Raw genomic sequence first — 24,503 nt, forward strand, 5'->3', positions numbered from 1 at the left:
ACACTACGGACGCAGGCGGGGTGCGGCAAGTCACATCAGTCACATCTGCATCACGGTTGGGTGTGCTTGCCACAACAGAGGGCACCGGCGCTAGGGTGGCTGACGTTAGGGTTGCAGACGTAGGTCTGACCTACACGACAATTACACACGCGGGGGCTCTCACGATCCGAGGGCTGAGATGGCGACCGGCGGTCGTCGACCGCTCGAACCTGTCCGGATAATGCCGGCGTAGGGAGGATTTCCATGGGCACCCCTGTATCTGCTGTGTCTACTCAGAGCGTCACCACGGGCCCGATCGAGGGCAGCGCGAAGCACTACGTGCAGGTCGACGACATGCGGGTCCCGGCCCGTCGGGTCAATCTGACCAACGGCGAACACCTCGACCTGTACGACACGTCGGGTCCGTACACCGACGTGAACGCGGTGATCGACATCGAGCGCGGCCTGCCCGCGATCCGCGACTCGTGGGCCAGGCCCGAGCCGGTCGACGGCACGGCGACGCAGCTCGCCTGGGCTCGCGCCGGAACGGTGACGCCGGAGATGGCGTACATCGCCGCTCGTGAAGGCATCGACGCAGAACTCGTCCGCAGCGAGGTCGCCGCAGGCCGCGCCGTCATCCCGGCCAACCACCGCCACCCCGAATCCGAACCGATGATCATCGGCAAGGCGTTCGCGGTGAAGGTCAACGCCAACATCGGCAACTCGGCGGTCACGTCGTCGATCGGCGAAGAGGTCGAGAAGATGGTGTGGGCGGCGCGGTGGGGCGCCGACACGATCATGGACTTGTCGACCGGCAAGGACATTCACGTCACGCGCGAGTGGATCATGCGGAACTCGCCGGTCCCGGTCGGCACCGTGCCGATCTATCAGGCCTTGGAGAAGGTCAAAGGCGATCCGACCGCGTTGACCTGGGAGATCTACCGCGACACGGTGATCGAACAGGCCGAGCAGGGCGTCGACTACATGACCGTCCACGCGGGCGTGCTCCTGCGTTATGTGCCGCTCACCGCGCGGCGCGTCACCGGCATCGTCTCGCGCGGCGGCTCGATCATGGCGGCCTGGTGCCTAGCTCACCACGAGGAGTCGTTCCTGTACACGCACTTCGACGACTTGTGCGAGATCCTCGCCCGGTACGACATCACGTTCTCCCTCGGTGACGGACTGCGCCCTGGGTCGATCGCCGACGCGAACGACGAGGCGCAGTTCGCCGAACTGCGCACTCTCGGCGAATTGACCACGCGGGCAAAGGCGTTCGGCGTCCAGGTCATGATCGAGGGCCCCGGCCACGTGCCGATGCACAAGATCGTCGAGAACGTGCGACTCGAAGAGGAGTGGTGCGAAGAGGCGCCGTTCTACACACTCGGCCCGTTGGCCACCGACATCGCGCCGGCCTACGACCACATCACCTCGGCGATCGGCGCGGCGATGATCGCTCAGGCCGGTACCGCGATGCTCTGTTACGTGACCCCTAAGGAGCACCTGGGACTGCCGAACCGCGACGACGTGAAGGTCGGTGTGATCACCTACAAGATCGCGGCGCACGCCGCCGACCTGGCCAAGGAGCACCCGCGGGCCCAAGAACGCGACGACGCGTTGAGCCGGGCACGGTTCGAATTCCGGTGGACCGACCAGTTCAACCTGGCGCTCGACCCGGACACCGCCCGCGAGTACCACGACGAGACGATGCCCGCGGAGCCTGCGAAGACCGCGCACTTCTGCTCGATGTGCGGCCCCAAGTTCTGTTCCATGCGCATCTCGGCGGACGTGCGCGCCTACGCCGAGGAGAACGGTCTGGTCACCGCCGAGGACATCGATCGCAAGATCGCACAGGAGATGGCCGCCAAGTCCGACGAGTTCGCCGCGGCAGGCAACCAGGTGTATCTGCCGATCTCGGAAGTGGAGCCGGCCTCGGCCGCGAGCGCATCGCAGTGACCGAGCCGCGCGTCCTGCCGACTGTCGGGCCCGGCCAGACACCGGCCCGCGTCATGACGATCGCCGGGTCCGACTCCGGCGGCGGCGCGGGCATCCAAGCCGACATGCGCACCTTCGCACTGCTCGGTCTGCACGCGTGCGTCGCGGTCACCGCGGTCACCGTGCAGAACACCCTCGGTGTCACCGGGATCGAGAAGGTCCCGCCGGAGACCGTCGCCGCCCAGATCAGGTCGGTGGTCTCGGACATCGGGGTCGACGCGGTCAAGACGGGGATGCTCGCGTCCGCGCCGATCATCGACGCCATCGCCGACACGTGCGACGAACTCGGGATCGGCGGCGGGCGCGACGTCCCGCTGGTCGTCGACCCGGTCTGCGCCTCGATGCACGGTGATCCGCTGCTCGCCGCCGACGCACTCGACACGCTGATCCGGCGGATGATCCCGCTGGCAGACGTCGTCACGCCGAATCTGGACGAGGTCGCATTGATCACCGGGATCGACGTCGTCGATGCGGCGACGCAGCGCGACGCAGCGCGCGCCCTCCGCGATCTGGGTGCCCGCTGGGCGCTGGTGAAGGGCGGACATCTCCGCGACAGCGAGATGAGCCCGGACCTCCTGTTCGACGGCGACCACTTCTTCTCGGTGGACACGCCACGCATCGACACGCCTCACGACCACGGCGCCGGCGACACCCTGGCCGCCGCGATCTGCGGGGCCCTCGCCCACGACTACTCGGCGCCCGATGCGCTCGAGTTCGCCAAGGCCTGGGTCACGAAGGGCTTGCAGTCCGCCTATCCGTTGGGCGCCGGGCATGGCCCGGTGAACCCGCTGTGGCGGGTGCACTCACCGAACTGAGTCGGCCGAATCGGTGGTCCTGGGATGCATCCTCATCGCGACGAGCACGATGAACGATGCGAAGAAGAAGCAGAGGGCTCCAACGAAGGTGCCGACGGTGGCGAGGACCGCATCGACGGTCGTCCCGGTGCGACTCACGAACGATCCGACCGCGGACACGCCGAAGGCGATGCACCCGATCATGTTGATCACGCCCGACCACCAGTCGGTGCTGCCGGGCGCCCAGACTCGGCGGGCGGCGTCGGCACGGGTGAAGGCCACGAGGACGAACAGTCCGCTGAGGAGGAATGCGACGGACCCGCCCGCATCCGGGTTCCACACCAAGTGCTGCTGGCCGTGGACCGTCTTGACTTCGAGCGCCGCGGCCGTGCTCACGTTGAACAGCAGAGTGCCGACGAACTGTGTAGACGCCGCCAGCCAATCCGCCCGCAGCATGACGCCGCTGCCGTAGGGCACCGAGGTCGTCATCGGACCGCTGCGCACCAATTGGATGAGCGCGGCCCCGGTGAAGAACCACGCACCGATGAAGTACGAGATGTTCGCCGCTTCGGCGCCTGCCCACGGGCCGAAGCCCGGAGCCGAGCCCAACGCGAACAGCGCCGAACCGATCATGAAGCCGATGCACTGTTTGGTCGTAGTCGCCGTCAGGAGCCCGGCGGCGAAACGGTGACGATCAGCACTCACACACATACCTTTCCGATGAACGCCGGGACGCCTCGAGCCGTACCCGACCCGAGGCGTCCGGCCGAGCGGTCAGTGGTGGAAAGCCCCGGTCTGGCCTTCTCTCGGCATCGGTCCGCTCAGACGTTCGAGGAACTCGACCTCCTTCGTGAGGTCCTCGAGCAGCGCGTCGGCCAGGTCTTCACTCAGCCCGGCACGCACGACGATGCGTTGGACGGTGACCTCCGCGAGATCGTCGGCCAGCGGGTAGGCCGGGACCTGCCATCCCTTCATCCGCAGCCGGTCCTGGAGGTCGTAGAGCGTCCAGTTGTCGGTGTACCCACTCTTCATCCGCCAGGCGAAGACCGGAATGGTGTCGCCCTTGCTGACGAGTTCGAACGGGGCCATCTCCGCGATCGCCGACGACAGTCGCTGCGCGACGTCGAGCGAATTCTGTTGGACGGCACGGTAGCCCGACCGGCCAAGGCGGAGGAACTGGTAATACTGCAGGAGGACTTGCGCGCCCGGTCGCGAGAAGTTGAGGGCGAGGGTCGGCATGTCGCCGCCCAGGTACGCACAGTGGAACACGAGGCTGTCCGGCAGGGCGGCCATGTCGCGCCACACGATCCACCCGACGCCCGGGTAGACGAGACCGAACTTGTGTCCTGAGGTGCTGATCGACGCGACTCGCTCCACCCGGAAATCCCATTCGAGATCCGGTTGGCAGAACGGAGCGATCATCGCACCGGAAGCACCGTCGACGTGGATGTGGACGTCGAACCCGGTGTCCGCCTGGATCTTGTCGAGCTTCGCAGCGATCTCGGCGACCGGTTCGTACGCACCCGTGTAGGTCTGCCCCATGATCGCGACGACGCCGATCGTGTTCTCGTCGACGTACTTCTCGAGGTCGTGGCCGTCGAGGTAGAGGTGATCCTCAGTGATCGGCACCCACCGGGGCTCTACCTCGAAGTAGTTGCAGAACTTCTCCCAGCACACCTGGACTGCGGTGGACAGGACGATGTTCGGACTCTCCGTCGACTTGCCCGCGTCCTTACGAGCCTGCTGCCAACGTCGCTTGAGCGCCAGACCGCCGAGCATGCACGCCTCCGACGAACCGATCGTCGACGTACCGATCGAGTTCTCGACGTCCGGGTTGTTCCACAGGTTGCCGAGGATCCGCCAGCACCGATCCTCGATCGCTGCGGTCGCCGGATACTCGTCCTTGTCGATCATGTTCTTGTCGACGGTCTGCGCGTAGAGAAGCTGGGCCTCTTTGTCCATGTACGTGGACACGAAGGTCGCCAGGTTCAGTCGCGAGTTTCCGTCGAGCATCGCCTGATCGTGGACGATCTGGTACGCGGTGCTCGGAAGGAGCATGTCCTCGGCCATCTCGTGCCGCGGAAGCGTGGTCTTCTCGCCCTCCCGATTGAACACCGGGTTGAGAGCCATCCGGTCGTTTGTTCCTGCTGCCATGTCCACTCCTTGTTTCACATCGGTCCGGTGCAGACGCGCACGTCGCACCGGTCAGGGTTCTTCATGGACCGAATACTATGTGCGCCGCAGAGGACGAAACCGCAGTTCGGCGGACGCGGAACCGCTAGCAGGCCACCGGATTCAAGCCGATTCTCGGGTCTACTCGGTCACACCTGCGGATATGTCGGCCCTCGACCGTCCGAACGCTGAGACGACTACCGTCAGCACGACATTTCTGGCACGCATTTACCACCTCGTGGCGCATATTTGACCACCCGATTCAGGGGTCACCGACTGGCAGCGCGCCTGCGCAACTCAGCCTTCGCGAGCGAGTTCTTGTGGACTTCGTCTGGACCGTCCGCGAAGCGCAGGGTGCGGATGCCCGCGTATGCCGCAGCGAGTGGGAAGTCCTGTGAGACACCGCCTGCGCCGTGCACCTGGATGGCTTTGTCGAGGATCCACTGGACGGTCGTCGGCGTAGCGATCTTGATCGCCTGGATCTCACCGTGCGCACCCTTGTTGCCGACGGTGTCCATGAGCCACGCTGTCTTGAGCACCAGTAGACGCAGTTGTTCGATGCGCACTCGAGACTCGGCGATCCAGTCCCGGATCACCCCCTGCTCGGCGAGCGGGCGGCCGAATGCGACGCGATCGGTCGCGCGGTCGCACATCGCCTCGATCGCCCGCTCGGCGAGGCCGATCGCCCGCATGCAGTGGTGGATGCGACCCGGCCCCAGCCGGGCCTGGGCAATGGCGAAACCGTCCCCCTCGTTCGCGATCACGTTCGTGACCGGCACCCGGACGTCGGTGAACCTCAGTTCCGCATGGCCGCCGTGACTGTGATCGTCGTATCCGAAGACCTCCATGCCGCGGACCACGTCGAGGCCAGGGGTGTCACGTGGGACGAGCACCTGCGACTGCTGACGGTGACGCGGCGCATCCGGGTCGGTCTTGCCCATCACGATGAGGACCTTCGCATTGGGGTTCATCGCCCCGGTGATCCACCATTTACGACCGTTGATGACATAGTCGTCGCCGTCCCGACGGATCGACAGCTCGATGTTCGTGGCGTCCGAGCTCGCGACGTCGGGCTCGGTCATGGCGAACGCCGACCGGATGTCGCCGTCGAGCAACGGCTGCAGCCACTGGGTCTGCTGCTCGGCCGTGCCGAACTCGTTGAGCACCTCCATGTTGCCGGTGTCCGGGGCCGCGCAGTTGAAGACGGCTGGCGCCAGATTGCCGCTGCGGCCGGTGATCTCGGCGATCGGCGCGTACTGCAGGTTGGTCAGCCCCGCACCGTTCTCGCCCGGCAGGAAGAAGTTCCAGAAGCCGCGAGCCTTCGCTTCGGCGCGCAACTCCGCCAGGATCGGCGCACTGTCCCACGCCCATTTGTCGTCGAGCTCGGCGAGCTGATCGTCGAACACCTTCTCGGCCGGATACACGTGCGAGTCCGTGAACTCGGTGACCCCGTCGATCAGTTCGCGAGTCGAGTCGTCGAAAGCGAAATCCATGTCAGTTCTCCTTCAGTGCCGCGACACCGGCGTCCAACAGTCCGAACACTCCGTCGCCGAGCTGGGAGAACCCGTCGCCGACCGTCTGCCCGTTCACATACCGGTAGTGGATGCCCTCGACGATGCCTGCCAGTTTGAAGCAGCCGAGAGCGATGTAGAAGCCGAGGTCGCCGAGATCCCGGTCGCTCCCCGCTGCGTACCGTTCGACGATCTCGCGCTCGCTCAGATAGCCCGGCGCCGCGGTGGCGTCGGTGACCGCGCCCGGTGTGATCTCGGCAAGCCGCCCGTAGATGAGCATGAGTGCGAGATCGGTGAGCGAGTCACCGATCGTCGACAGCTCCCAGTCGACGACCGCCCCCATCTCGTCCCCCGGCGTGACGAGGACGTTGTCGAGGCGATAGTCGCCGTGGACGATGCCGGGCGCAGTGTCGGCAGGCACCCGCTCGGAGAGCATCCTGTACAGCTTCTCCATCGCCGGGATCTCCCGCGTGTGCGCGGCGTCGAACTGTTTGCGCCACCGCCGGACCTGACGGCCGAGGAAGCCCTCCGGTCGTCCCGCATCGGCCAGTCCCACGTCTGCGGGGTCAACCCGGTGCAGTTCGACGAGGGTGTCGACGAGTCGCTCGGAGATCACCCGGGTCCGCTGCGGACCGAGTGCCGCGAGCTCGCTCTTCGCCCGATACGGCACACCGTCGATCTCGGACATCACGTAGAACGGTGCCCCGAGGACGTCAGGGTCGTCGCACATCGCGTACATGGTCGGGACCGGGACCGCAGTGTGTTCCAGAGCGGACATCATCCGGTACTCGCGGCCCATGTCGTGAGCGGTGGCCAGGAGGTGACCGACGGGTGGGCGACGCAGGATCCACGACGATGAGCCGTCCGAGATGCGGTACGTCAGATTCGATTTGCCACCAGCGATCAGAGTCGCGGTCAGATCCGAGCCCGCACCGGCCACGTGGTGGGGCAACCAGTCGCCGAGGACGGCCAGATCGAGTCCGGGATGATCAGATTCGGGGTGATCAGATTCGGTCATCAGAACGCGATCACCGAGACGGTCTCGGCCACGCAGGCGGGCTTGTCACCGCCTTCGCGTTCGACCGTCACCCGGTTCACCACCTGAAAGCCGGCGCCGGTCGCGGTCACCGAGACGATCTCGACACCCGCGCGCACTCGTGAGCCGACCGGCACCGGCGACGGAAACCGCACCTTGTTGCTGCCGTAGTTGACGCCCATCGTCGAGCCCTCGACCTTGTAGACCTGCCACGACAGCATCGGGATCAGCGACACCGTCAGGTATCCGTGCGCGATGGTCGACCCGAACGGCCCAGCGGCCGCTCGGGCCGGATCGACGTGGATCCACTGGTTGTCACCGGTCGCCTCCGCGAATCGGTCGATGCGTTCCTGGTCTATCTGCACCCAATCGGAGTACCCGAGGTGAGTGCCGACCGCGGCTTCGAGCTCGTCCGGTCCGTTGAGGATCTTCATCTGCGACTCCTGTGTCGTGTCTCGGTACGGCTGTCGTCAGTCTTTGGGTCCGCCCGCGACGTACAACACCTGCCCGGAGACGAAGCCCGCCCCCTCGCTCGCATAGAAGCTGACGGCGTGCGCGATGTCCGCGGGCTCGCCGACGCGCTGCACGGGGATCTCCTTGGCCATCGCGGCCTTGAAGTCGTCGAAGCTCATCCCGATCCGTTCGGCCGTCGCGGCCGTCATGTCGGTCGCGATGAAGCCGGGGGCGATCGCGTTGGCAGTGACGCCGAAACGACCGAGTTCGAGCGCGAGAGTCTTAGTCAGGCCCTGCATGCCTGCCTTGGCAGCCGAATAGTTCGCCTGCCCCCGGTTGCCGAGCGCCGACGTCGACGAGAGGTTGACGATGCGGCCCCACCCTTCCTTCGTCTGGTAGTTCTGCACCTCTCGCGACATCAGGAACGCACCGCGCAGGTGGACGCCCATCACCGCGTCCCAGTCGGACACCGTCATCTTGAACAGCAGGTTGTCGCGGATGATGCCCGCATTGTTGACGAGGATGGTCGGCGCACCGAGTTCGGCGGCGACGCGACTGACGGCGGCCTCCACAGCGACCTCGTCCGACACGTCGGCTCCGACGGCCAGCGCCCGGCCCCCGGCCACGACGATCTCGTCGACGACCTTCTGGCATGCCGCCTCGTCGAGATCGAGCACTGCAACGGCGTGACCGTCGGCCGCGAGTCGGCGAGCGACCTCTGCTCCGATGCCGCGTGCTGCGCCGGTGACGATGGCTGTCCGCTGAGTGGTCATGAGCTCTCCTTATCGAGGCCGAGTAAGCGATCGCTTATTTTCTACGCTCACTATGCCGGAGGGTGTGACCATCGTCAACAGGCTACGAACCCGTCGACGGCGTGACCTGGTGTCGGTAGTCGATGGGCCCGACGCCGTACCGCGATTTGAACCGGTTGCGAAAGGTTGCGACAGAGCGGAATCCGGACGCAGCCGAGACACTCCCGATCGGCAGCCACGGGTTCGACACGAGCATCTCCCGCGCAGTCCCGACACGGGCATCGGCGATCCTGGCCGCCAACGACTGATCGGTGTGCTCGAACAGGCGATACAGCTGACGACGGGACAGATGGAGTTCCACGGCGATACTGTCGGGGGTGAAGTCCGGATCACGGTGCCTGCGCGCGATGAGGTCGAGCACGACCTGGTGATGAAAGAGCGTGTCGTCCTGAAGGCGATAGTCGTGGTCGCATGCCAGTTCCGCCAGCGCAGCGGTGAACAGATCGACGGCTGCCAGTTCCGCGTCCGCCGACGGCGCCGGGCCGTCGAGCGCCGCAGTGTCGGCAGCGAACCGGCGAGCGAAGCCTGCGGCCGCCCGGGCGAGCGGAGTCTGTTTGCTGACCGGTCGACGAGGCTGCTCGGCGAGGCGTCGATGCCTGCCGAGCATGGCGAGCGGGATCACGTGACCGCACGGATCGGTGACTGCGGAAGCGCTGAGTGTGAACGGGCTCGTCGTCGCGACGAACACGAGATCGCCTGCCGAGTACTCGAACTCCTGACCCGCCTGCCGCACAACGGTCCGTCCTCGCATGGAGGTGACGGCGACCATCAGGAGTTCGTACGGCTCAGCGGCGATACGTTCGAGCGTCCGCTCCGTGCGAGCCGCCGAATGCAGGGCGCAGTACGACGCGGTCATCGACATTCGACGATCGAAGCGAACCGCCCGGAACTCGTCGGCGTCGGCCGGAACGATGTCGAGACCGCTCTGCCATTCGCGCAGGCCTGCGGTACCCGCGAAATGAGTGGGCCGAGCCAGTCGCTTACGGTCGACGCCTAGTCGCGCCTCCCACGCCGCGACGAGACGCGGCGTGAGTTGAGTTGCCGGCTCAGCGGATTCACGGACCCGACCGGCCATCCTAGCCTGCATCGGGCTGGTCGGCATCGAGCGCGTGGGAGCATAGTTCAACGTCGTCATACATGACCTCGATCAGTCGTCACGATCTACAGTCGGCGGGGAGGGAGCCGAGGCGAATACCGCCAAGACGGACATTACTTCCACTTCGGCCGTCCAGGGACGATTCCCCAAAAACCAGATCGGCCGATCAGAAATGCCGCACGGTAAAGTGAACCCGCGCACAGCACACCGGCCCCGATTCCCGCCTCGTCCGAGGAGCAGACAGTTGACCCGACCGCCACCCCCGAACAATCCCGAAGAGCCCGGGGCCAGCAGCAACGGCGGCTTTGACAACAGCGGCTACGACAACAGCGGCTACGACAACGGGGGCTATCCCGACCAGTCGGCTCCACACGACATGACGCAGACGCCGTACGGAGCGATCCCGAACGACTTGTACAGCGGCTCCCCCGGCGCCGCGACGGCGACCGCAGGCGCGACCGCGGCCGCCCGTCGCATGCAGATCATCGCGACACTCGCGTGTGTCGCCGCGGCGCTCGTGATCATCGCGTTCTTCCTCGTCGGCAATAAGGGCGGCGACAAGGAACCTGCACAGACGGTCACCAACGCCGTCACCGAGACCCAGACCGAGACCGCGGCGGGCGATGGCGCCACCGTCACCCGCACGGAGACCACGACGGCCACGCGGACGCAGGACAACACCGAGACCGAGCACCGGACCGGAACTCGCACCGTCACCGACACCCGGACCGTCACGCGGACGGCTACCGAGACGGAGACCGTGACCGTGGAGACGCCTGCCCCGGCCGACGGCGAGGGCACCGGGGACGACGCCAGCGCATCCGTCACCATCGGCGGCGAAGAGCGCTAACCCAGTCTTTAGTTAACCCGGTCTTTAGTTAGCCCAGTGCACGCAGCTGCGGCACCACGTCCTCGGTGAACGCTTCCAGGAAGCGGCGCTGGTCGGCACCCGGGTTGTGGAAGACGAGGTGGTTCAGGCCTGCGTCCAAGTACGGCTTGATCTGAGCGACGGCGTCGTCGGGGTTCGACGCGACGATCCACCGCTTCGCGACCTGCTCGATGGGCAGTTCGTCCGCCAGACGTTCCATCTCGACCGACGAGTTGACGCTGTGCTTCTGTTCCGGCGTCAACGACAGCGGAGCCCAGAACCGCGTCTGCTCCAACGCACGGTCGGGGTCGCGGTCGTACGAGATCTTGATCTCGATCATCCGGTCGATCGCGTCGAAGTCGCGCTCGGCCTTGGCTGCGCCTTCTTTGACCGCGGGGATCAGCTTGTCGGTGTAGAGCTCCATGCCCTTGCCCGACGTGCAGATGAATCCGTCGCCCGCACGACCGGCGTACCGGGCGACCACGGGGCCGCCTGCCGCGATGTAGACGGGGATCGGGGTGTCGGGGACGTCGTACATGTACGCGTCCTGGGTGGAGTAGAAGTCGCCGTCGAAGTCGACCTTGTCGCCGGTCCACAGCTCCCGCATCAGGCGGACCGATTCCCGCAGTCGGGCGAACCGCTCTTTGAACTCGGGCCAGTCGCCGCGGAATCCGGTCGCGTACTCGTTCAATGCCTCGCCGGTTCCGACTCCGAGCATCACCCGGTCGGGGAACAGACAGCCCATCGTCGCGAACGCCTGCGCGATCACGGCCGGGTTGTAGCGGAACGTGGGGGTCAGCACCGAGGTGCCCATCTGCAGTCGCTCGGTGCGTTCGCCGACTGCAGCCATCCACGCGAGCGAGAACGGCGCGTGACCGCCGTTGTGCCGCCACGGCTGGAAGTGGTCGCTGACCGTGACCGAGTCCAGTCCGAACTCTTCGGCGGCCATCCCGAGTTCGACGAGGTCACGAGGGCCGAACTGTTCAGCCGAAGCCTTCAATCCGAGTTTGAGCGATGCCATGCTTCTCCTTCGAGGGTGGGTGGGGTGGCCGGACTCGTCAGCGGAAGGCGTCGAATCCGGTGAGTGCCTTGCCGATCATCAGTTGGTGCATCTCGCTGGTGCCCTCGTAGGTGAGGACCGACTCCAGGTTGTTCGCGTGCCGGATCACCGGGTACTCGAGAGTGATTCCGTTGGCGCCCAGGATCGTCCGGCACTCGCGTGCGATCGCGATCGCCTCCCGGACGTTGTTGAGCTTGCCGAGACTGATCTGCTCGGGACGGATCGACCCGGCGTCCTTCAGTCGGCCGAGATGGACGGCGAGCAGGAACGACTTACCGACCTCCACCGCCATGTCGGCGAGTTTCGCCTGGGTGAGCTGGAAGCCCCCGAGCGGTTTGTCGAACACTTCGCGCTCGTCCGCGTAGCGGAGCGCGGTCTCGAGGCTGTCCCGGGCGGCGCCGACCGCGCCGAACACGATGCCGAAACGCGCTTCGTTGAGACAACTGAGCGGGCCCCGCAGTCCCTCGACGCCGGGCAGGACGGCGTCGGCGGGCAACCGGACGTCCTGCAGGACGAGTTCGCCGGTCACCGACGCGCGCAGCGACATCTTGCGGGTGATCTCGTTGGCCGAGAACCCCGGGGTGTCGGTGGGGACGACGAAACCGCGAATGCCCCGGCCCGGTCGGTCCGGATCGGTCTGTGCCCAGACGACGGCGACGTCCGCGACGCTGCCGTTGGTGATCCACATCTTGGCTCCGTTGAGGATCCAGTCGTCACCGTCGCGGCGCGCGGTGGTGCGCATCCCCGCCGGGTTGGAGCCGAAGTCGGGTTCGGTGAGCCCGAAGCAGCCGATCGCCTCGCCGCGCGCCATCGGAGGCAGCCAGGTCTCCTTCTGCTCGTCGCTGCCGAACTCGTGGATCGCGAACATCGACAGCGAGCCCTGCACCGAGATGAAGCTGCGCAGTCCGCTGTCGACGGCTTCGGCCTCCATGCACGCCAGACCGTAGGCGGTAGCCGATGTCCCCGCGCATCCGTAACCCTCCAGATGCATGCCGAACAGTCCGAGTTCGCCGAGCTCGAGTGCGAGCTCCCGAACCGGGAGGGTGCCGTCCTCGAACCAGCCCGCGATGTTCGGGCGCAGGCTCTTGGCTCCGTATGCGGCGACGGTGTCGACGATCGCCCGTTCCTCGTCGTCGAGTAGTCCCGCGAATCCGAACAGCTCGTCCACACTGCTGTGCGCCATAGGCTTCTCGTCTCCTGTTCCGGCGGAGTCCGCCGTCGATCGAGTGTCGGTTCTCACCTTACGACTGCTGCCGAACTCGCCGCGCTGCGAGGGAGCGGACGCTGAGGCATCATTATCGTGTCGCGCCGCGACATCTGTGACACGCCGACATCTCGACTGCTCTCCGGAGGACTACCCCGTGCCGATCCCCGCGGCTTATCTGCTCGCCGACCGGGCACCGCGACCTCGCACCCTCTGCGACGTCCTCGCGGAGACCGCACGCTCCCATCCGGACGCGCCTGCCATCGACGACGGCGACCGCCTCGTCACCTATTCCGAGCTCATCGCCCTGGTCCGTCGTGTGGGCGGCAGGCTGTCGGCGATCGGCGTCGGCCGCGGCCATCGCGTCGGGATCCGCATGCCGTCCGGCAACCGGGATCTGTACATCGCGATCCTCGCAACGCTGTGGGTCGGAGCCGCCTACGTCCCTGTGGACGCGGACGACCCGGACGAACGCGCTCGGCTGGTGTTCGGCGAGGCCGACGTCGACGCGCTGATCGACGGCGACGGCATTCACCGGCAGACCGAGCGCGCTGCGACGCAGCAGTGGGACGGTCCGGCCGAACCGGGCAGCGTGTCCCCGGTCGGAGCGTCGCCCGCGACGACGGAGGACGACGCGTGGATCATCTTCACCTCCGGCTCGACGGGCAAACCGAAGGGTGTCGCGGTGACGCATCGCAACGCCGCCGCGTTCGTCGATGCGGAAGCCGCGTTGTTCTTGCACGACGCGCCGTTGGGTCCCGGCGACCGCGTGCTGGCCGGCCTGTCGGTCGCCTTCGACGCGTCGTGCGAAGAGATGTGGCTGGCGTGGCGCAACGGAGCCTGCCTGGTGCCCGCGCCGCGCGCCCTCGTCCGTTCGGGCATGGACTTGGGTCCGTGGCTGGTGAAACGGGACATCAACGTCGTGTCGACGGTGCCCACTCTCGCATCGATGTGGCCTGCCGAAGCGTTGGAGATGGTCCGGCTGTTGATCTTCGGCGGCGAAGCGTGCCCGCCCGAGTTGGCCGACCGTCTCGCCACCGACGACCGCGAGGTGTGGAACACGTACGGCCCCACGGAGGCCACCGTCGTCGCCTGCGCCGCCCCACTGCACCGGGGCGAGGCCGTCCGCATCGGCCTCCCGTTGATCGGCTGGGATCTGGCCGTCGTGGACGCCGAAGGCCGACCGGTCGCCGACGGCGAGTCCGGCGAGCTCGTCATCGGCGGCGTCGGGCTGGCCCGCTACCTCGATCCCGTCAAGGACGCCGAGAAGTACGCTCCCGCACCGATACTCGGCTGGGAGCGCGCCTACCGCAGCGGCGACATCGTGAAGCTCGACAGCGCAGGTCTCCTGTTCGTCGGTCGAGCCGACGACCAGGTGAAGATCGGCGGACGGCGCATCGAACTCGGCGAGATCGACAACGCCTTGCAGAACCTCGCCGGGGTGTCGGGGGCGGCCGTCGCCGTGCGCAAGACCCCGTCCGGCAACGCCTTCCTGGTCGGATATCTCGCGTCGACCGATCACGACTTCGACGTGGCCTCCGCCCAGGCCGCATTGCGCGAGGAACTGCCCGCGGCCCTCGTGCCCCGCCTGGTCCTGATGGACGAGCTGCCCACCCGGACGTCGGGCAAGGTCGACCGCGACGCCCTCCCCTGGCCGATCGCCGGAGCCGCTTCCGACGACGAGCCGTCGGACCTGTCGGGCACCGAGGAGTGGGTGTCGGAACTGTGGTCCGACGTGCTCGGTGTCGCAGTGTCGAACACCCGCGCCGACTTCTTCGCCGAGGGCGGCGGCTCGCTCTCGGCCGCGCAGTTGGTGACGGCTCTGCGTGCCCGGTATCCGGAGGCCACCGTCGCCGATCTCTACGACCATCCGCGGCTCGGCTCGTTGGCCGAGATGCTCGACGCACTCGACCCGTCTGCCGCCGTCGAGCCGCGCGAAGTGGCTCCGGTCCCGTTCTCGACCGGTCTCGCGCAGACCGTCGCATCGATTCCGCTCGCCACCCTGACCGGAGTCCAATGGGTCACCTGGCTAGGCGTGGCGAACAACGTCGGCGATGCCGTCGCCGACCGGCTCGGTTACGACGCTCCCTGGCTCATCGACGTGAACTGGTGGGCGCTGCTCGCCGCGTTCCTGGTGTTCGTGACCCCGCTCGGCCGCATGGTGATCGCCGCCGTCGGCGCACGACTGCTTCTGTCGAAGGTCACGGCCGGGCGGTATCCGCGCGGCGGCGCCGTCCACCTGAGACTGTGGCTCGCCGAACGGTTGATGGCAGCAAGCGGTGCCCACAACCTGTCCGGAGCACCATGGATGCCGACGCTCGCCCGGGCCCTCGGCGCGCAGATCGGCGAGGGCGTCGACCTCCACTCGCTGCCGCCGGTCACCGGCCTGTTGCGGATCGGCGACGGCGCGGCGATCGAACCCGAGGTCGACCTCGCAGGCTGGTGGCTCGACGGCGACGTCCTGGTGATTGGCGAGATCGCCGTGAAGCCGGGCGCCACCGTCGGCAGCCGTTCGACCCTGTTCCCTAGCGCGGTGATCGGACGTGATGCGATCGTCGATCCCGGTTCTGCGGTGACCGGCAAGGTGAAGGCCCGTCAACGCTGGGGCGGCTCGCCCGCGCAGAAGCTCGGCAAAGCTAAACCGGACTGGCCGTCGCAGCGCCCGAAGTCCCGCCCGTGGTGGGTCGGCGTCTACGGTCTCACCGCGTTCGCGATCTCCGCCGTCCCGCTCGTCTCGTTGGCGGCCGGACTCGCCGTCGCAGGCAGTTGGGCGATCTCCGCCGACCGGTTGCGCACCGCGACCTGGCGGATGCTGGCGCTCGCTCCCGTAGGCGCGCTCGCCGCGATGGCCGCGTTCGCTCTCCTCACCCTCATCGGGGTCCGGCTGGCGTCGATCAAGATGACGGCGGGAACCCACCCGGTCCGGTCCCGAATCGGGTGGCAGGTCTGGGCCACCGAACGGATGATGGACGCGGCCCGCACCTACCTGTTCCCGCTGTACGCGAGCCTGTTGACCCCGTGGTGGTTCCGCGCGCTCGGTGCATCGATCGGCAAGGGCACCGAGATCTCGACGGCGCTGGTGATCCCGAAGTTCACCACCGTCGGCGACGACTCGTTCCTCGCCGACGACACGCTCGTCGCGTCGTACGAGTTGGGCGGCGGCTGGATGCGGATCGGGGAGGCGAAGATCGGCAAGCGGGCGTTCCTCGGGAACTCCGGCATGATCGCCCCGGACCGGAAGCTCCCGAAGAACGGTCTGGTCGCCGTGCTGTCCGCGGCGCCGCAGAAGGCCAAGAGCGGATCGAGTTGGCTCGGCAGTCCGCCGGTCCGGTTGCGGCGCACCGCGACGGAGACCGACTCCGCCCGTACCTTCGCCCCCGGGTTCGGGGTCAGGGCGGCGCGCGCGACGGTCGAGACACTGCGTCTGGCCGCGGTGATGGTGTCGTTCCTGATCGGTGTCTGTGTGCTGTTCGCGATGCAGATCGCCGCCGACAAATGGGGCGTGGTCGTCGCGGTGCTGCTGAGCGGTCTGATCCTGCTGGCGGCGGGCGCCGTCGCGGGCGTCGTGGCGTGCGTGGCCAAGTGGGCCGTCGTCGGACCGATCCGTCCGTCCGAGCACCCGCTGTGGAGTTCGTTCGTGTGGCGCAACGAACTGTCGGACGCCTTCGTCGAGACGGTCGCCGCACCGTGGTTCGCGAACGCCGCGACCGGTACCCCGGCGCTCACCCTGTGGCTGCGGTCGTTGGGTGCGAGCATCGGCAAGGGTGTCTGGTGCGAGTCGTACTGGCTCCCCGAAGCCGACCTCGTCGAACTCGGCGACGGCGCCAACGTGCAGCGCGGCTGCGTCGTCCAGACGCACCTGTTCCACGACCGCGTGATGGCGATCGACCACGTGCGGATCGGTGCAGGCGCCACCCTCGGACCGCACTGCGTCGCACTGCCCGCGTCCGGCGTTGGCGAGTCGGCGACCGTCGGCCCGGCTTCGCTCGTCATGCGCGGCGACGTCGTCCCGGCCCACACCACGTGGCAAGGCAACCCGATCGCGCCGTGGACTCCGCGCGCGTGAAGCGGGAGTCACATGGCCGCTCACCGGTAAGGTTGTCCGAGTACGCGAGCGACAGACGGAGAGGTAGTGCCGAGCAGACCTAAATCGCAGGAGCCGACCCTGCCGGGCGGTCACCACGAGCTCGACCCCTACATGCCGCGCAGCGGAAACCTCGGCTACCGGATCTCGCGGTACGACCTCGCACTCGGCTACCGCGTCTCCAGTAACCGACTGTCCGGTACGGCGACGATCACCGCGACGTCCTACCAGCAGTTGACGCGGTTCGCCCTGGACCTCGCGTCGTCGATGCGCGTCGACCGCGTGACGGTGAACGGCTCCCGGGTCCGCTACTCCCATCGGAGCGGAAAGCTGACGATCACGCCCAGCTCGCCGATCCCGCCCGGCGGCGTCGTCTCGACCGTCATCCGTTACAGCGGCACGCCGCGCCCCGTCCGCAGTCCGTTCGGCGACGTCGGATGGGAGGAACTCGACAACGGAGCTCTCTGCGCGAATCAGCCGAACGGCGCGCCGTCATGGTTTCCCTGTGACGACCACCCGGAGGCGAAGGCCTCGTTCCGCTTCGAGATCACCACCGACAGCCCGTACTACGCGCTCGCGAACGGGAGCCTCGCATCCAAGCAGCGTCGTGCCGGGCAGACGACGTGGACGTACGACCAGGTGGAGCCGATGTCGACGTACCTCGCCTCCATCCAAATCGGACAGTACGAGCACCGGACACTCGCCACCCGTCCGGTCCCCGTGCACGCGCTCGCCCCGTCCTCGCTCATGGCGAACTTCGACGAGAGTTTCGCCCAGCAGGTCGCGATGGTCACCGCGTTCACCGAGATGTTCGGTCCGTACCCGTTTCCCCAGTACACCGCCGTGATCACCGAAGACGAGCTCGAGATCCCCCTGGAGGCACAGGGCTTCTCCACATTCGGGTCCAACCATTGCGACGGAACGCACGAACACGAGCGACTCATCGCACACGAACTCGCCCACCAATGGTTCGGCAACGCGGTGACCGGCGCCCGCTGGCGCGACATCTGGCTGCACGAGGGTTTCGCCTGCTACGCCGAGTGGCTGTGGAGCCAGCACAGCGGCGGAAAATCAGCCGACGAGTGGGGCCGCCACTACTACGAGAAGCTGGAGCAGACGCGTTTCTCCACGCCGCTCGCCGATCCCGGCCCCCGGACCATGTTCGACGACTGGGTCTACAAGCGCGGGGCCCTCACCCTGCACGCGCTGCGTCTCCGTCTCGGCGACGGCGACTTCTTCGCCCTGCTGCGTCGGTGGACGGACAAGTACCGCTACCAGTGCGCGACCACCGAGGACTTCATCGCCCTCGCCTCGACGTTCACGTCGAAGCCCCTTCAAGATCTGTGGCAGGACTGGCTGTTCACGCCGGAGCTTCCCCCGTATCCCAGCCTGTAGCGCTCGGCAGCAGTCCGTCCGCCAGCGCCTGCGCCAACGACGGCGCAGCGACGTCTTTCGCGGAGAGCTCGTACTCGAGGGGCGTGCCGTCGCGGGCGAGCGTCGGCCACTCGATGCCCAGGTCCTCGTCCAACGGGTTCACTCCGTGCTCCGCCGTCGGGCGGTATCCGGTGGAACACAGGTAGGTGACGGTCGAGCCGTCCTGTAGCGAGCAGAAGCCGTGGCCGAGTCCTTCGGACAGGTAGACGGCCCGACGGTCGCGGTCGTCGAGGAGGACGGCGTCCCACTGCCCGAAGGTCGGCGAACCGTCCCGGATGTCGACGATCACGTCGACGATGGCTCCGACCGTGCACGTCACGTACTTGGCCTGACCCGGCGGGACGTCGGCGAAGTGGATGCCCCGCAGCACGCCTGCAGCCGACACCGAGGTGTTCACCTGCGCCAGTTCGAATCGGTGACCGATGGTCTCGGCGAGCACATCTGCCTTGAACGCTTCGAGGAACACGCCGCGATCGTCGCCGTGCTGGACGGGGGTGAACTCCCACGCACCGTCGATGCTCAGAGATCGTACCTGCATGCGGTCTACAGCTCCCGTCCGCGGTCGAGAAGGTCGAAAAGGTAAGCGCCGTAACCGGATTTGAGAAGCGGTTGGGCGAGGTCCCGGAGTCGTGCGTCGTCGATGTAGCCCAGGCGCCAAGCAATCTCCTCGGGCACTGCGATCTTGAGGCCCTGCCGTTGTTCAACGGTACGCACGAAGCTGCTCGCGTCCAGGAGAGAGTCGAAGGTCCCGGTGTCGAGCCAGGCCGTACCGCGTTGCAGCACAGTCACATTGAGCTTGTCTCGACGTAGATACTCGGCGTTGACGTCGGTGATCTCATATTCGCCGCGCTCCGACGGGCGCAGCTTCGACGCGATCTCGACGACGTCGTTGTCGTAGAAGTAGAGGCCGGGCACCGCGTACCGCGACGCCGGACGAGCGGGCTTCTCCGCCAACGAGATCGCGCGGCCTTCGTCGTCGAACTCGACCACGCCGTACGCCGACGGGTCGGCGACGCGGTAGGCGAAGATCGCGCCGCCGTCGACCTCGCCGAAACCGCGCAACTGGTTTCCGAGGCCGGGCCCGTAGAAGATGTTGTCGCCGAGGACGAGGACCACCGTGTCGTCTCCGATGTGGTCGGCGCCGAGCACGAACGCCTGCGCCAGCCCCTCCGGTTCGGGCTGCACGGTATAGGTGATGTCGATCCCGAACTGCGAGCCGTCGCCGAGCAGGTGCTCGAACGACGCGCGATCGTGCGGGGCCGTCACCACCAGGACCTCGCGGACGCCCGCGAGCATCAGCGTCGACAGCGGGTAATAGATCATCGGCTTGTCGTACACGGGCACCAACTGCTTGCTCACGCCCTGGGTGATCGGGTGCAGTCGCGAGCCGGTACCGCCCGCGAGGATGATTCCGCGCATGGCACGACCCTATCTGTAGAGTGGACCCGCCCACCGATCACCGCTGGTCGAGCCGTCCCGCCGGTCGAACGACGTCGAGACCCCGCCGGTCGAGCCGCCCCGCCGGTCGAGCGGAGTCGAGACCCCGCCGGTCGAGCTTCCCCGCCGGTCGAGCGGAGTCGAGACCCGACAGAAGGAGTGCCCATGCGAGTCCTCGTGACCGGCGGCGCCGGATTCATCGGCGCGAACTTCGTGCTGCGGACGCTCGCCACCCGCCCGGACACGACGGTCACGGTGCTCGACAAGTTCACGTACGCGGCGAACGCGGCGACGTTGGATCCGGTGTCCGACCGGGTCCGTGTGCTCCGCGGCGACATCGCCGACGCCGCCGCCGTGGACCCGCTGGTCGCCGCATCGGATCTGGTGGTGAACTTCGCCGCGGAGTCGCACAACGACAATTCGCTCGCCGATCCGTCGGCGTTCGTGCAGACCAACCTCGTCGGCACCTACACGTTGCTCGAGTCCGTGCGCAGGCACGGAGTCCGGCTCCATCATGTGAGCACCGACGAGGTGTACGGCGACCTCGATCTCGACGACCCCGCCCGGTTCACCGAGCAGACCGCGTACAACCCGTCGAGCCCGTACAGCTCGACCAAAGCGGGCAGCGATCTGCTCGTGCGGGCGTGGGTCCGTTCGTTCGGGATCGTCGCGACCATCTCCAACTGCAGCAACAACTACGGCCCGTACCAGCACGTCGAGAAGTTCATTCCCCGGCAGATCACCAACGTGCTGACCGGTGTCCGCCCGAAGCTGTACGGCGACGGCCGCAACGTCCGGGACTGGATCCACGTCGACGATCACAACGATGCGGTGTGGACGATCGTCGACCGCGGTGTGCCGGGCGAGACGTACTTGATCGGGGCCGACGGCGAGGTCGACAACCGGACTGTCGTCGAATCGATCCTCGAATGTCTCGGGCGGCCTCGCGACGCCTTCGACTTCGTCACCGATCGAGCCGGGCACGATCGTCGGTACGCGATCGACTCGACGCGACTGCGCACCGAGCTCGGGTGGACGCCCCGCTACACGGATTTCGCGTCCGGGCTGGCGGCGACCGTCGACTGGTATCGGACGCACAGCGACTGGTGGGCCCCCGCCAAGGACAGTGTGGAAGCGTCGTATGCACAGACCCAGACCGTCATCGACCGAGAAGGATCCTGATCTGATGCGAGTTCTCGTCACCGGCGGAGCCGGCTACATCGGCTCCCACACCGTCCTGCAGCTTCAAGCCGCCGGACACGACGTCGTGATCGCCGACGACTTCAGCAACTCGAAACCGGCGATAGTGAAGCGTCTGGTCGCGCTCTCCGGCGAGCCCGTCACCGTCTACACGGTTGACTTGACCGATGAGCTCTCGACCGAGCGGGTGTTCGCCGAGGAGCAGATCGACGCCGTCATCCATTTCGCGGGATTCAAGGCCGTCGGCGAGTCCGTCGCTGAACCGCTCGCCTACTACCGAAACAACCTCGACACGGCGTTCTCGGTGCTCAAAGCCATGAACCGGCACGGGGTGCGCACATTCGTGTTCTCGTCGTCGGCGACCGTGTACGGCGAGAATCCGGTCCGCGAGCGCACCGAGGACATGCCGACGTCGGCGACCAACCCGTACGGCTGGACCAAGGTGATGATCGAGCAGGTGCTGCGCGACCTGGCAGCCGCCGACGACTCCTGGCGCATCGCGATCCTGCGTTATTTCAATCCGGTCGGCGCGCATGCGAGCGGCGAGATCGGCGAGGATCCGAGCGGCACGCCCAACAACCTGATGCCGTTCGTCGCGCAGGTCGCCGTCGGGCGGCGCGAGAAGCTGTCGGTGTTCGGCGACGACTACGACACTCCGGACGGCACCGGCGTCCGCGACTACATCCACGTCGAAGACCTCGCGGGCGGGCACCTCGCCGCACTCGAGACCATCACGGCGAGCGACGACGCGCTGTCGGTGTGGAATCTCGGCAGCGGCCACGCATCGTCGGTACTCGAGGTGATCGCCGCGTTCGCTCGAGCCAGCGGCCGCGACATCCCGTACGAGGTGCTCCCACGCCGCGCAGGCGACCTGCCCGCCTACTGGGCCGACCCGTCGAAGGCCAACGCCGAACTCGGTTGGCGCGCAACCCGCACGATCGACGACATGTGCGAGGACACGTGGCGCTGGCAGTCGAAGAACCCGAACGGCTTCCCCGACGCGGACGAGTAGTCCCGGGCGCGCGTCGGCCGGCTAACGAACCGGGTTCCACCGCGGCAGCACCATCAGCGACGCCACCAGGAAGAAGAGCGCGCCGACGAACGTTCCGGCGTTCGCGAGCAGCGCGTCGGCCGTCGCGCCGGTCTTCAGGACGAACGCGCCGAAGGCCGACGCGGCGAACGCGATGCAGCCAGCCATGTTGAGCCACGTCGCCTGCCCATTCGCGAGCGCGCGGAGCCCACGCTTTGACCAGGCACAGCGCGAGCCCACCACTGATCAGGAAGCCGAGGCAGCCGATCGCGTCTGGCGCCCACACCTCGGTCTGCTCGGTGAACACGGCGCGCGCCCACACCGAGGCTCCCGTGCTCACGTTGAACAGGACTGTTCCGAACGACTGGATCGTCAGCGGCTCGCAGCAGCCTCGTCGCGCGTCAATTCGACGTCCGTGATCTGGCTTCGCATGGTGCTCGGCCCCGCGATCCGAGTGCGGTTGCCGACCACCATCACCACCACTGCGAGAAGCGCCATCGCGATGCCGAATCCGAACGTCTCACCGTAGCCGACCGATTCGAAGCGCTCCATGACCGCGGCGATGATGGCCGGTGACGCGAACCCGAGGTAGGTGAGTCCGTAGAAGACTGCCGTCAGTCCGGCGAGTTCGTCCGGTCGAGCGATCCGCTGCACTTCGAGCAGACCCGAGATCAAGGCCATGCCGTATCCGCAGCCGAGGACCGCCGCCGAGATCAGTGCCAACGCGACCATGTGGGTGGACGCGGCCACGATGGACGTACCGAGTCCGACGGCGACGAACAGCAGCGCGATGACACCGGTGCGGGGCGAACCCGGCTTGTCGAGCCGTTTGCCCAGCGTCTGGATCAGGAAACCTGCGGCGAGGCCGACGACGCAGCAAAGTCCCGCGAACGCGATCGACCAACTCGACGTCTCGTCCGTCATGAATGCTGGGATCACCGCGTAGGCGACGGCGCACGCGCCGAACACCCACGGCGCGACCGGTGCGACGAGCAGCCAGAAGCGCGGGTGCCGCGCCGACCGGATGCGCAGATCCTGGCCGAGGCTGCGGCCGGTGTCGCGCGGTGCGTGCGACTCCGGCGCCCGCACCAACGCTGCGAAGGCGATCCCGGACAGCGCGATGTTGATCAGGTACGAGAGCTGTCCCGGCCAGGGCGCCCACTGGGCGAGGACCGCAGCGACGCCGGCGCCCACACCGAAGCCTGCGGTGAGGCTCAACGCTGCGCGCCGAGCACCCGCCGTCGCGCTTGCGCCGTCCGCGTCGGAGAGTTCCTTGATCCAGCTGCCGCCGACGGCCATCGCGAGACCCAACGCGACACCGCTGGCGACACGGCCGACCACCAGCATCGGCACCGAATCGGACCCGGCGGCGAGCAGCGCCGAGCCGACCGCGGCGATCACCGGGGACGGAAGCATCAGCGGCCGACGTCCGTATCGGTCCGACAACAGACCACCGATCAACAGGGCCGGGACGATGCCCAGAACGTAGGTGAACAGGAGTGCATCGACGACGACCGGCGAGATGTCGGTGGTGGTGCGGTACATGACCAGCAGTGGGGTGAACTCGTTGCCACCCCAGGCCGCGGCGAAGACGGCGAGGCAGACGGCGGGCCAGCCGACACTGCGGACGGTGCTCATCGGTGTCCCCCGCTCGTGTTCGCGTTCGTTCGTTCGACGCCGTGGACGCCTGCGAGGTGAGTGGCGAGCAGGTCGGCGAAGCCGTCGGCGTCGCCGTCGCCGATCGCTGCGGCCAGCGCTGCGTGGTCGTCGTGGATCCGGTCGGCGATCTCCCGACCGAGGTGCAGTCGCGCTGCGGTCATCCGGCGTTGGCGTTCGCCGAGCGAGGTGTAGAAGTCCCCGAGGAGCGCGTTGCCGTCCGTGGCCACGATCAGCTGGTGGAACTGCGCGTCGAGTCGGGCGAACTCGGCCGCGTCAGACGGGTCCACGGCTCGATGCGCCGTGCGGTTCTCGTCGAGCTGTTCGACGAGGTCGGCCAGCACCGACGGCCGGTCGGCCACCGCGTGCATGGCGTGCGACTCGACGAGAACGCGCGCGTCGACGACGTCGCGAGCCTCCTGGTCGCCGACCGGAATGATCAGCGCACCGCGTTTGGGATACAACCGCATCCATCCCTCGGCCGCGAGTCGGAGAAACGCCTCGCGTACGGGCGTCCTGCTCACCTCGCACCGCTGCGCCACCTCCCCCTCGCTGATGAGCTCCCCACCCGGAAGCTCGCAGGTGAGGATGAGTTCCTTCACGTCTGCGTACACCCGGTCCGCTGCTGAATACGTCATAGACACAAGATGCATACTAGCGGCTTAGGGCGGCGCTCAAAAATCTC

General features: G+C 67.2%; 21 protein-coding genes and 1 riboswitch. Of the genes, 7 read left to right on the top strand and 14 right to left on the bottom strand.

Features of this window, described 5'->3' with window-relative positions:
• Positions 1–139 precede the first annotated feature (139 nt).
• A riboswitch (TPP riboswitch) is annotated at positions 140–252 on the top strand.
• Positions 244–1,932 carry a phosphomethylpyrimidine synthase ThiC gene (gene thiC, locus L5G32_RS02335; protein ID WP_237009391.1) on the top strand — a complete coding sequence of 563 codons (1,689 nt, stop codon included), beginning with the start codon at positions 244–246 and terminating at the stop codon, positions 1,930–1,932. It overlaps the preceding riboswitch by 9 nt.
• Positions 1,929–2,786: a bifunctional hydroxymethylpyrimidine kinase/phosphomethylpyrimidine kinase gene (gene thiD / locus L5G32_RS02340; protein ID WP_237009392.1), complete on the top strand. Its 858-nt coding sequence runs from the start codon at positions 1,929–1,931 to the stop codon at positions 2,784–2,786. Before thiC ends, thiD begins: the two co-directional genes overlap by 4 nt.
• Here the strand turns inward: thiD and L5G32_RS02345 are convergent.
• The 7 genes from L5G32_RS02345 to L5G32_RS02375 all read right to left on the bottom strand — a co-directional run bounded on the left by L5G32_RS02345 (position 2,775) and on the right by L5G32_RS02375 (position 9,824).
• Complete coding sequence (locus L5G32_RS02345; protein ID WP_372491612.1) at positions 2,775–3,476, bottom strand: hypothetical protein; 702 nt, start codon at positions 3,474–3,476, stop codon at positions 2,775–2,777. The two genes, thiD and L5G32_RS02345, sit on opposite strands and share 12 nt — an antisense overlap.
• Before the next feature lie 63 nt (positions 3,477–3,539).
• A complete protein-coding gene (gene gad / locus L5G32_RS02350) occupies positions 3,540–4,919 on the bottom strand; it encodes a glutamate decarboxylase (protein ID WP_237009393.1) in 1,380 nt (459 codons plus the stop codon).
• 287 nt (positions 4,920–5,206) lie between these two features.
• Positions 5,207–6,430, bottom strand: coding sequence for an acyl-CoA dehydrogenase family protein (locus L5G32_RS02355; RefSeq protein ID WP_237009394.1), 1,224 nt, complete (start codon positions 6,428–6,430; stop codon positions 5,207–5,209).
• A gap of 1 nt (position 6,431) precedes the next feature.
• Positions 6,432–7,466 (bottom strand): phosphotransferase family protein, encoded by a 1,035-nt coding sequence (locus L5G32_RS02360; protein ID WP_237009395.1) that lies wholly within the window; start codon positions 7,464–7,466, stop codon positions 6,432–6,434.
• Positions 7,466–7,918: a MaoC family dehydratase gene (locus L5G32_RS02365; RefSeq protein ID WP_237009396.1), complete on the bottom strand. Its 453-nt coding sequence runs from the start codon at positions 7,916–7,918 to the stop codon at positions 7,466–7,468. Before L5G32_RS02365 ends, L5G32_RS02360 begins: the two co-directional genes overlap by 1 nt.
• Before the next feature lie 36 nt (positions 7,919–7,954).
• Positions 7,955–8,710 (bottom strand): SDR family oxidoreductase, encoded by a 756-nt coding sequence (locus L5G32_RS02370; protein WP_237009397.1) that lies wholly within the window; start codon positions 8,708–8,710, stop codon positions 7,955–7,957.
• Positions 8,711–8,792: 82 nt separating this feature from the next.
• Positions 8,793–9,824, bottom strand: coding sequence for an AraC family transcriptional regulator (locus tag L5G32_RS02375; RefSeq protein ID WP_237009398.1), 1,032 nt, complete (start codon positions 9,822–9,824; stop codon positions 8,793–8,795).
• A 265-nt stretch (positions 9,825–10,089) separates the two neighbouring features.
• On the opposite strand from L5G32_RS02375, the gene L5G32_RS02380 reads away from it, so the two are divergent.
• Positions 10,090–10,695: a hypothetical protein gene (locus L5G32_RS02380; protein ID WP_237009399.1), complete on the top strand. Its 606-nt coding sequence runs from the start codon at positions 10,090–10,092 to the stop codon at positions 10,693–10,695.
• Between the two features lie 28 nt (positions 10,696–10,723).
• On the opposite strand, the gene fgd is transcribed toward L5G32_RS02380, so the two are convergent.
• The gene (gene fgd / locus L5G32_RS02385) at positions 10,724–11,734 is read right to left on the bottom strand and encodes a glucose-6-phosphate dehydrogenase (coenzyme-F420) (RefSeq protein ID WP_237009400.1); all 1,011 of its coding nucleotides are present in this window, start codon (positions 11,732–11,734) and stop codon (positions 10,724–10,726) included.
• A gap of 37 nt (positions 11,735–11,771) precedes the next feature.
• The gene (locus L5G32_RS02390) at positions 11,772–12,956 is read right to left on the bottom strand and encodes an acyl-CoA dehydrogenase family protein (RefSeq protein ID WP_237009401.1); all 1,185 of its coding nucleotides are present in this window, start codon (positions 12,954–12,956) and stop codon (positions 11,772–11,774) included.
• Between the two features lie 178 nt (positions 12,957–13,134).
• On the opposite strand from L5G32_RS02390, the gene L5G32_RS02395 reads away from it, so the two are divergent.
• Positions 13,135–17,043, top strand: a complete 3,909-nt coding sequence (locus L5G32_RS02395; RefSeq protein WP_237009402.1) for a Pls/PosA family non-ribosomal peptide synthetase — start codon at positions 13,135–13,137, stop codon at positions 17,041–17,043.
• Between the two features lie 132 nt (positions 17,044–17,175).
• Positions 17,176–18,456 (top strand): M1 family metallopeptidase, encoded by a 1,281-nt coding sequence (locus L5G32_RS02400; protein ID WP_237009626.1) that lies wholly within the window; start codon positions 17,176–17,178, stop codon positions 18,454–18,456.
• Here the strand turns inward: L5G32_RS02400 and L5G32_RS02405 are convergent.
• Both L5G32_RS02405 and rfbA read right to left on the bottom strand, forming a co-directional pair.
• Positions 18,422–19,033 carry a dTDP-4-dehydrorhamnose 3,5-epimerase family protein gene (locus tag L5G32_RS02405; RefSeq protein WP_237009403.1) on the bottom strand — a complete coding sequence of 204 codons (612 nt, stop codon included), beginning with the start codon at positions 19,031–19,033 and terminating at the stop codon, positions 18,422–18,424. The genes L5G32_RS02400 and L5G32_RS02405 overlap by 35 nt on opposite strands.
• Before the next feature lie 5 nt (positions 19,034–19,038).
• Positions 19,039–19,914, bottom strand: coding sequence for a glucose-1-phosphate thymidylyltransferase RfbA (gene rfbA / locus L5G32_RS02410; RefSeq protein WP_237009404.1), 876 nt, complete (start codon positions 19,912–19,914; stop codon positions 19,039–19,041).
• Between the two features lie 183 nt (positions 19,915–20,097).
• On the opposite strand from rfbA, the gene rfbB reads away from it, so the two are divergent.
• Together rfbB and galE are read left to right on the top strand one after the other, a co-directional pair.
• Entirely contained in the window at positions 20,098–21,114 is a 1,017-nt protein-coding gene (gene rfbB, locus L5G32_RS02415; protein WP_237009405.1) for a dTDP-glucose 4,6-dehydratase, read from the top strand.
• 4 nt (positions 21,115–21,118) lie between these two features.
• Entirely contained in the window at positions 21,119–22,144 is a 1,026-nt protein-coding gene (gene galE / locus L5G32_RS02420) for a UDP-glucose 4-epimerase GalE (protein WP_237009406.1), read from the top strand.
• Positions 22,145–22,165: 21 nt separating this feature from the next.
• Here galE and L5G32_RS02425 read toward each other — a convergent pair whose 3' ends face one another.
• The 3 genes from L5G32_RS02425 to L5G32_RS02435 all read right to left on the bottom strand — a co-directional run bounded on the left by L5G32_RS02425 (position 22,166) and on the right by L5G32_RS02435 (position 24,456).
• Positions 22,166–22,330, bottom strand: coding sequence for a hypothetical protein (locus L5G32_RS02425; protein WP_237009407.1), 165 nt, complete (start codon positions 22,328–22,330; stop codon positions 22,166–22,168).
• A 204-nt stretch (positions 22,331–22,534) separates the two neighbouring features.
• The gene (locus L5G32_RS02430; RefSeq protein WP_237009408.1) at positions 22,535–23,800 is read right to left on the bottom strand and encodes an MFS transporter; all 1,266 of its coding nucleotides are present in this window, start codon (positions 23,798–23,800) and stop codon (positions 22,535–22,537) included.
• Positions 23,797–24,456: a GntR family transcriptional regulator gene (locus L5G32_RS02435; protein WP_237009409.1), complete on the bottom strand. Its 660-nt coding sequence runs from the start codon at positions 24,454–24,456 to the stop codon at positions 23,797–23,799. The genes L5G32_RS02430 and L5G32_RS02435 overlap by 4 nt, the downstream gene beginning before the upstream one ends.
• Positions 24,457–24,503: the final 47 nt, after the last annotated feature.

It is taken from the genome of Gordonia zhenghanii (assembly GCF_021738965.1).
In the GTDB taxonomy this organism is placed as follows: domain Bacteria; phylum Actinomycetota; class Actinomycetes; order Mycobacteriales; family Mycobacteriaceae; genus Gordonia; species Gordonia zhenghanii.